This window comes from Streptomyces sp. HUAS TT7, from assembly GCF_051550175.1.
Classification (GTDB): Bacteria; Actinomycetota; Actinomycetes; order Streptomycetales; family Streptomycetaceae; genus Streptomyces.
The window spans coordinates 1,137,730-1,144,628 of sequence record NZ_CP196175.1; the positions used below are offsets into that span (position 1 = coordinate 1,137,730).

Here is a 6,899-nt window from a genome sequence, read left to right on the forward strand (position 1 = left end):
GCGTGCCACCGACCACCGGGCGGGCCCGCCTTCACCGCAGGAGAGACCAGGAGAGACATCGATATGCGTATCACCGTTGCCCCCGACCGCTGTGTGGGGGCGGGCCAGTGCGTGCTGAACGCGCCCGCGCTCTTCGACCAGGACGATGACGGACTCGTCACCCTCCTCACCGACCCGACCGCCGACCAGGAGACCACGGCCCGACTGGCGGGTGCCCTGTGCCCGTCCCGGGCCATCACCGTGCACGAGGGCTGAGGCCCGACAGGGGCAGGAGCCCGGGTCCGCACCCCGGCGTTGTCCCCCCACCACCAGACGAGAGTGCTTGAGATCCGGGAGTGATGGTGCCCGTCCACACAGATGACTACGTGATCCAGCCGCCCACCGACGCGGCGGAGGTACTGGGCGGCTACACGCTGTCCGATGTGTTCGAGGCCGCCGTGGGATCCGCTCCCGACTCCGTGGCCGTCGTCGACGGGGACCGCTCGTGGACGTGGACACAGTGGCGAGCGGACGTCGACGCGCTGGCCCGCGGCTTGCAGGAGTCAGGGGTCGCGCCCGGCGACGTGGTGGCGGTGCAGCTGCCGAACTGCTGGGAGCTGCAGACCCTGCACCTGGCCGTCGCGGCCGTCGGAGCCGTGCTGCTCCCCGTCCACCAGGGCACTTCGGCCCCGGAGGTCCATGCGCTGCTGACCCGGGCGGAACCCGTCCTGCTGGTCCTGTCGGCCTCCGGGAGCGAGAGCGCGGCGACGGCCCGTTCGCTCGGGGAGGGGGTCACGTCGCTGCGCGGTGTGCTGCTGACCGGGGCGTCGGAGGCGGAGTGCCGAGAGGCGGGTGCCGAGTCGCTGGACGGGCTGCTGGCGGCCTGGGCGGGCAGCCGGCCCCGGCCGGTGGACGTCACCCCTGACCTGCCGCTCGTTCTGATCCCCTCATCCGGAACGGTCTCGGCGCGGCCCAAGCTCTGTGTGCACAGCCACGACGGTCTGCTGTCGAACACCGCTGCCGTCCTCGCCGAGGATGCCGACACCTTCGCCGGTACGGTCCTCACGGCCTGCCCGATGACCCATCTGTTCGGCCTCCAAGCCGTGCATGCGGCGCTGCTCGCCGTCTGCGGGCAGGTGCTGCTCACCGGGTGGGACGCGGACCGCTTCGTGGCGTTGGCGCGGGAGCATGCGCCCCGCGTCGTCTTCGCCGTACCCGCGCAACTGCGGGACGTCGTCGCGCGGTTCGCCAGGACGGACGAGCCGGCGGGCTTCGCGCCGCACCAGGTGCGTACGGCGGGGGCCGCCCTGGCGCCCGCGCTCGCCGCTCAGGTACGCGGCGTCCTCGACTGCGAACTGGTCGTGGTGTGGGGCATGTCCGAGATCGGCACCGGCTCCTGCACCCGGGCCCAGGACCCCGACGGCAGCGTGGGCCGGCCGGTCCCCGGTGCGGACGTGCGGGTCGTCGACGAGAACGGCGAGGTGTGTGCGGCGGGCGAGAGCGGTGAACTTCAGTACCGGGCACCCGGGATGTTCCGCGGCTATTTCCGCGAGCCGGAGCTGACGCGCTCGGCGCTCACCGAGGACGGCTGGCTGCGGACCGGCGATCTCGGGGCCGTCGGCGCCGACGGAGTGGTGACCCTGCACGGCCGGACCGCCGAACTGATCAACACCGGCGGCCGGAAGTTCAGCGCCGCCGAGGTCGAGGGAGTGCTCGCGGGTCTTGCGGGCCTGGGCCCGCTGGCCGTGGCCGGCGCACCGGACGACCGGCTCGGGGAGTACCCGTGCCTGATCGTGACGGACCACGCGGACCGCACGATCGGCCTGACCGAAGTGACCGCGTTCCTGCACCGGCTGGGCCTCGCCGACCACAAGATCCCCCTCGAACTTCTCACCGTGCCCGAGCTTCCCCTCTCCCCCGCCGGGAAGCTCGACCGCCGGGCGCTCCATGGGCTGCTCACCGGCCTTGAGGAGGTGTCCGTCCCAGCCCGGCTCGGCGCGATCCCGCCGTACACGGTCGAGGAGGCGCTGGACCTCGTGCGCGACTGCGTCGGCCGGTTGCTCGGGAAGGACGGCACGTTCGTCCCGTTCTCCCCCGAGGCCGACTTCCGGCAGCTCGGCCTCGACTCCATCCTCGCGGTACGGCTGCGGAATCTGCTCCGGGAGGAGACCGGGCTCCTGCTCCCGACCACGCTGGCCTTCGACCACCCCACCCCGCGGGCCGTCGCGCGGCTCCTGGCCGAGCAGGAGGGGCCGGCCCGGGAAGAGCCGCGTCGGACCTCGCCGGACGATGCCGACCCGGTGGCCATCATCGGCATGGCCTGCCGGCTGCCGGGCGGAGCCGGCTCCCCCGAGGCCCTGTGGGAGCTGCTCACCGACGGGGCCGACGCCATGTCCCCCTTCCCGGAGGACCGTGGCTGGGACCTGGACCGGCTCTTCGACGAGGATCCCGACCAACCGGGTACCACCTACGCCCGTGAAGGCGGCTTCCTGCGCGACGCGGGCGACTTCGACGCGGGCTTCTTCGGCCTGTCCGACATGGAAGCGACGGCGATCGACCCCCAGCAGCGGCTGCTCCTGGAAGCGGCCTGGGAGACCTTCGAGCGGGCAGGCATCGCCCCGGAGTCGTTGCGGGGGACCCGTACCGGTGTGTTCGCCGGCGCGATGGACCGCGGCTACGGCGCCCACGCGTCCGCCACGCCCAACGCATGGGAAAGCATGCTCACCACCGGGACCGCCGGTAGCGCGACCTCGGGGCGCATCGCCTACACCTACGGGCTCGAAGGCCCCACGATGACGGTCGACACCGCCTCCTCCTCGTCCCTCGTCGCCCTGCACCTGGCCTGCCGGTCCCTGCGGTCCGGCGAGACCGACCTGGCGCTGGCCGGCGGCGTCACCGTCATGGCGACCCCGACGCCCTTCACACACTTCTCCCGGTTGCGCGCGCTCTCCCCCGACGCCCGCGCCATGCCGTACTCCGACTCCGCGAACGGCTCCGCGTGGGCGGAGGGCGCGGGGCTGCTGCTGCTGGAGCGGCTGAGCGACGCCCGGCGCAACGGACACCGCGTCCTGGCGCTCGTCCGCGGCTCCGCGGTGAATCAGGACGGCGCCTCCAACGGGCTCACCGCGCCGAGCGGGCCCGCACAGCAGCGCGTCATCCGCCAAGCCCTGGCCGACGCCGGGTTGACGCCGCAGGACGTGGACGCCCTGGAAGGGCACGGCACCGGCACGCCCCTCGGCGACCCCATCGAGGTCCAGGCACTACTGGCCACCTACGGCCAACGGCGCCCCGTGGACCAGCCGTTGTGGCTGGGGTCGGTGAAGTCGAACATCGGGCACACCCAGGCCGCCGCCGGTGTCGTCGGGGTCATCAAGTCGGTGCTCGCGCTGCAGCACGGCGTCCTGCCGCGGACGCTGCACGCGGACACCCCCTCGGCCGAGGTGGACTGGTCCGCCGGTGCGGTACGGCTGCTGACCGAGGCCCAGCCCTGGCCACGGGAGAGCGGACGCACGCGCCGGGCGGGAGTGTCCTCGTTCGGGCTCACCGGGACCAATGCGCACGTGATCCTGGAGGAGGCGCCGGGCGAGTCCCCGGAGGAGGCGCGGGGTGCGTCCGGGCCGGCGCGGAGCCCGGAGCCGGCCGACGACCCAGCCGCGCCCTGGGTGCTGTCCGCCCGGAGCCGGGCGGCGCTGCGCGCACAGGCACAACGCCTGGCCGAGCACGTGACGGCCCACCCGGACCTGCGCGCCCAGGACGTCGCCCACGCCCTGACCACCACCCGCAACCTGCACCGGCACCGGGCCGTCGTCACCGGCTCCGACCGGACGCAACTCCTTTCCGCAGCGGTGGAATTCGGGCGTGGCGAGCGCGCCCCCGGCGTCATCCTGCACGATGCCGCGCCGGGCGGACTGGCCTTCGCCTTCCCCGGGCAGGGTGGCCAGCACACCGGCATGGGACACGCGGCGGCCGCCGCTTTCCCCGCCTTCGGGCAGGCCCTGCACGAGGTGTGCGCCACGCTGGATCCCCTGCTGGCGCTGCCGCTGACCTCGGTGATGTGGGCGGCTCCCGGCTCCGACGAGGCGGCCCTCCTCGACGACACCACCTACACCCAGCCCGCGCTGTTCGCCATCCAGGTGGCCCTGTACCGGCTGTTCGAGTCCTGGGGCCTGGTGCCCGATCACCTGGTGGGGCACTCGTTCGGCGAGATCTCCGCCGCCCATGTCGCCGGTGTGCTCTCCCTCCAGGACGCGTGCACCCTGGTGGCGGCCCGCGGCAGGCTCATGGCCGCGCTGCCGCCCGGTGGCGGGACAGTGGCGGTACGCATCACCGAGGACGAAGTGATGCCGTGGCTGGCGGAGTTGAGTGACTGCGTATCGATCGCTGCCGTCAACGGGCCGCACTCCGTCGTGCTCTCGGGCGCCGAGGCCCCCCTCATGGCGCTCACCGACCGGCTCCGCGCCGCCGGTCACAAGACCCGACGGATCGCGGTGAAGGTCGCGGCCCATTCGCCGCTGATGGGCCCCATGCTGGAGGAGTACCGCTCGGTCGCCCGCGGGCTGTCCTACGCCGCGCCCGCCGTTCGGATCGTCTCCACCGTCACCGGCCGCCCGTTGACCACCGAGGAGGCACTCGACCCGGACCACTGGGTGCGGCACGTGCGACAGTCCGTACGCTTCGAGGACGCGATCGGCGTGCTCCGGGACGAGCGCGTCACCGGGTTCCTGGAGCTGGGTGCCGATCCGACGCTCACGCCGATGATCGACGAGTGCATGGAGTCGGCCGACCCGCAAACCGGGGCCGCCGTGGTGCCGAGCCTGCGCGCCGGAGTGCCGGAACGGCACGCCCTGCTCGCCGCAGTCGCCCGGATGCACGCCCATGGCGCTCCCGTCGACTGGGACGCGGTGCTGCCCGAGACCCGGCCCGTGCCGCTGCCGACGTACGCGTTCCAGCGGCGACGGTTCTGGCTGGCATCGACTCCCGCGGGACCGACGGGCCCGGCTGCCTACGGAGGCGTCGTGGATGCCGCCGGTGTCGGGGGTGCCCCGGTCGGTAGGGGCGGGACGGCGGCCGGTGAAGAGCCGTCGGGGCTGGACGCCCGCCTGTCCGGCCTCGACGAGGCCGCGCAGAACGCGCTCGTGCTGGCCCTGGTCCTCGACGAGACCTCGGCCGTGCTCGGCGGCCAGGAGATACGTGGCGAGGAGGGCAACCGCACGTTCAAGGAGCTGGGCATCGACTCGGTGAACGCGGTCGAACTGCGCAACCGCCTCATCTCGGCCGCGGACATGCGATTGCCGGCCACGCTCGTGTACGACTTCCCCACCCCGAACGCGGTGGTCCGGCTCGTACGTGAGCGCAGCACGGCGCGGCCCGCCTCCCCCGTGCGCGATGTGGAGTCGATCGTGGCCGAGTTGGAGGACCTGCTCATGACCGGCACGGAGGTCTCGGAGGAGACGGTGGCACGCCTGAAGGCGGTGGCGGCCGCGACGGTGGGGGCCGGCGGTGGTACGGGCGACGGCCCCGGTGGAGCACTGGACCTGGCATCGGCCAGCGACGAGGAACTGTTCCAACTGATGGACGCGGAGAGCTGACGGTGGGTGTGCGGGCCTTCTCCGAAGCCCCCCGCACCCACCCGTAGGCAAGCGGGCCGCGCGCATCGGGGAGTCCGGTGTGCGCGGCCCGCTTGCCTACGGGGCCCGACGCACTGCGCCAACACTAGAAAATCCCGCATCATTTCGGGCCATAAAGTCCCGTCATGAACTCCCATTCCACGGCGGCGGTGCAAGCCGCCCGCCACCTCGCCGTATCGTTCGTGGCCGCCGTGTCGGCGGTGGCGCTCACCGCGCCCCACGCCTCGGCCGAGCCCCTCGCCGCGCCCGCCGGAACAGCGCCCCGGCACGCGCCGCAGACATCGCTCACCGCACCCGGTATTCCGTTCACCGACGCCAAGGTCACCCAGCGGCCGGACGGCTCGTTCGCCGTGTCCTGGAAGGCGCCTGCGGCCGGTTCGGTCACCGTCTACGTCGGGGACAGGGTCGTGGCCTACGGTGGCGCCGAGGCCGACGTCACCGTACGTGGGCTGCCCCCCGCCGACCGCCAGTGGTTCCGCCTCGTCCCCGACCAGGGCGACCCGCTCACCCTCGCCGACCGCTCGTTACACCTGGAGGGCGCGCCCAACTTCCGCGACGCGGGCGGCCACCGCACCGCCGACGGCCAGTGGGTGAAGATGGGCGTGCTGTACCGCACCAACGACCTGCACGCGCTCACCGACGCCGATCTGGCCAAGCTCCAGCGCCTGGGCATCCGTACGGACGTCGACCTGCGCATGCCGGGCGAACGCGCCGAGGACCCCGACCGCGTGCCCGCGGGCGCACGCTATATCGCCGCCGATGTCTTCGGCGGCGACGTCAAGCGTGAGATGCCCGCCACGGCCGCCGCGTCCGAGCGGATGATGACCCGCTCCTACCGGTGGCTCGTCTCCAGGCCCTCCGCGCTCGACGCCTACCGTTCGCTGTTCAGTCTCGCCAACGCCCCCCGCTCCTCCCCGCTGGCCTACCACTGCGAGGGCGGCAAGGACCGTACGGGCTGGGCCACCGCCGCCCTGCTCACGGCCCTGGGCGTGGACCGCGACACGGTCCTGCGGGACTACCTGGCCACCAACGACTACCTCGCGGCGCGGAACGCCGCCACCCTCGCCAAGCAGACCCCCGAGATGGCCGCCCGTCTCAAGCCGATCCTGGACGCCAGGGCCGAGTACCTGAACACCTCCTTCGACGAGGTCAAGGCCCGCTTCGGCACCTTCGACGCCTATCTCCAGGACGGACTGGGCCTGAGCAGGCAGGTCCTGGAGCGACTGCGGGAGACCCTGCTCGTCGACTGACCGGCCGACTCGTCGACCGGTCAGCCTGCCGAGAAGCCTTGAC

Annotated in this window: 3 protein-coding genes; all 3 read left to right on the plus strand. The window is 73.1% G+C overall.

Features of this window, described 5'->3' with window-relative positions; all coding sequences use genetic code 11:
• Window positions 1-63: 63 nt before the first annotated feature.
• The gene (locus ACSHXC_RS05240; protein WP_438290415.1) at window positions 64-255 is read left to right on the plus strand and encodes a ferredoxin; all 192 of its coding nucleotides are present in this window, start codon (window positions 64-66) and stop codon (window positions 253-255) included.
• Between the two features lie 83 nt (window positions 256-338).
• Entirely contained in the window at window positions 339-5,567 is a 5,229-nt protein-coding gene (locus ACSHXC_RS05245; protein ID WP_438290416.1) for a beta-ketoacyl synthase N-terminal-like domain-containing protein, read from the plus strand.
• Between the two features lie 164 nt (window positions 5,568-5,731).
• Window positions 5,732-6,856 (plus strand): tyrosine-protein phosphatase, encoded by a 1,125-nt coding sequence (locus ACSHXC_RS05250; protein ID WP_438290417.1) that lies wholly within the window; start codon window positions 5,732-5,734, stop codon window positions 6,854-6,856.
• Window positions 6,857-6,899 lie beyond the last annotated feature (43 nt).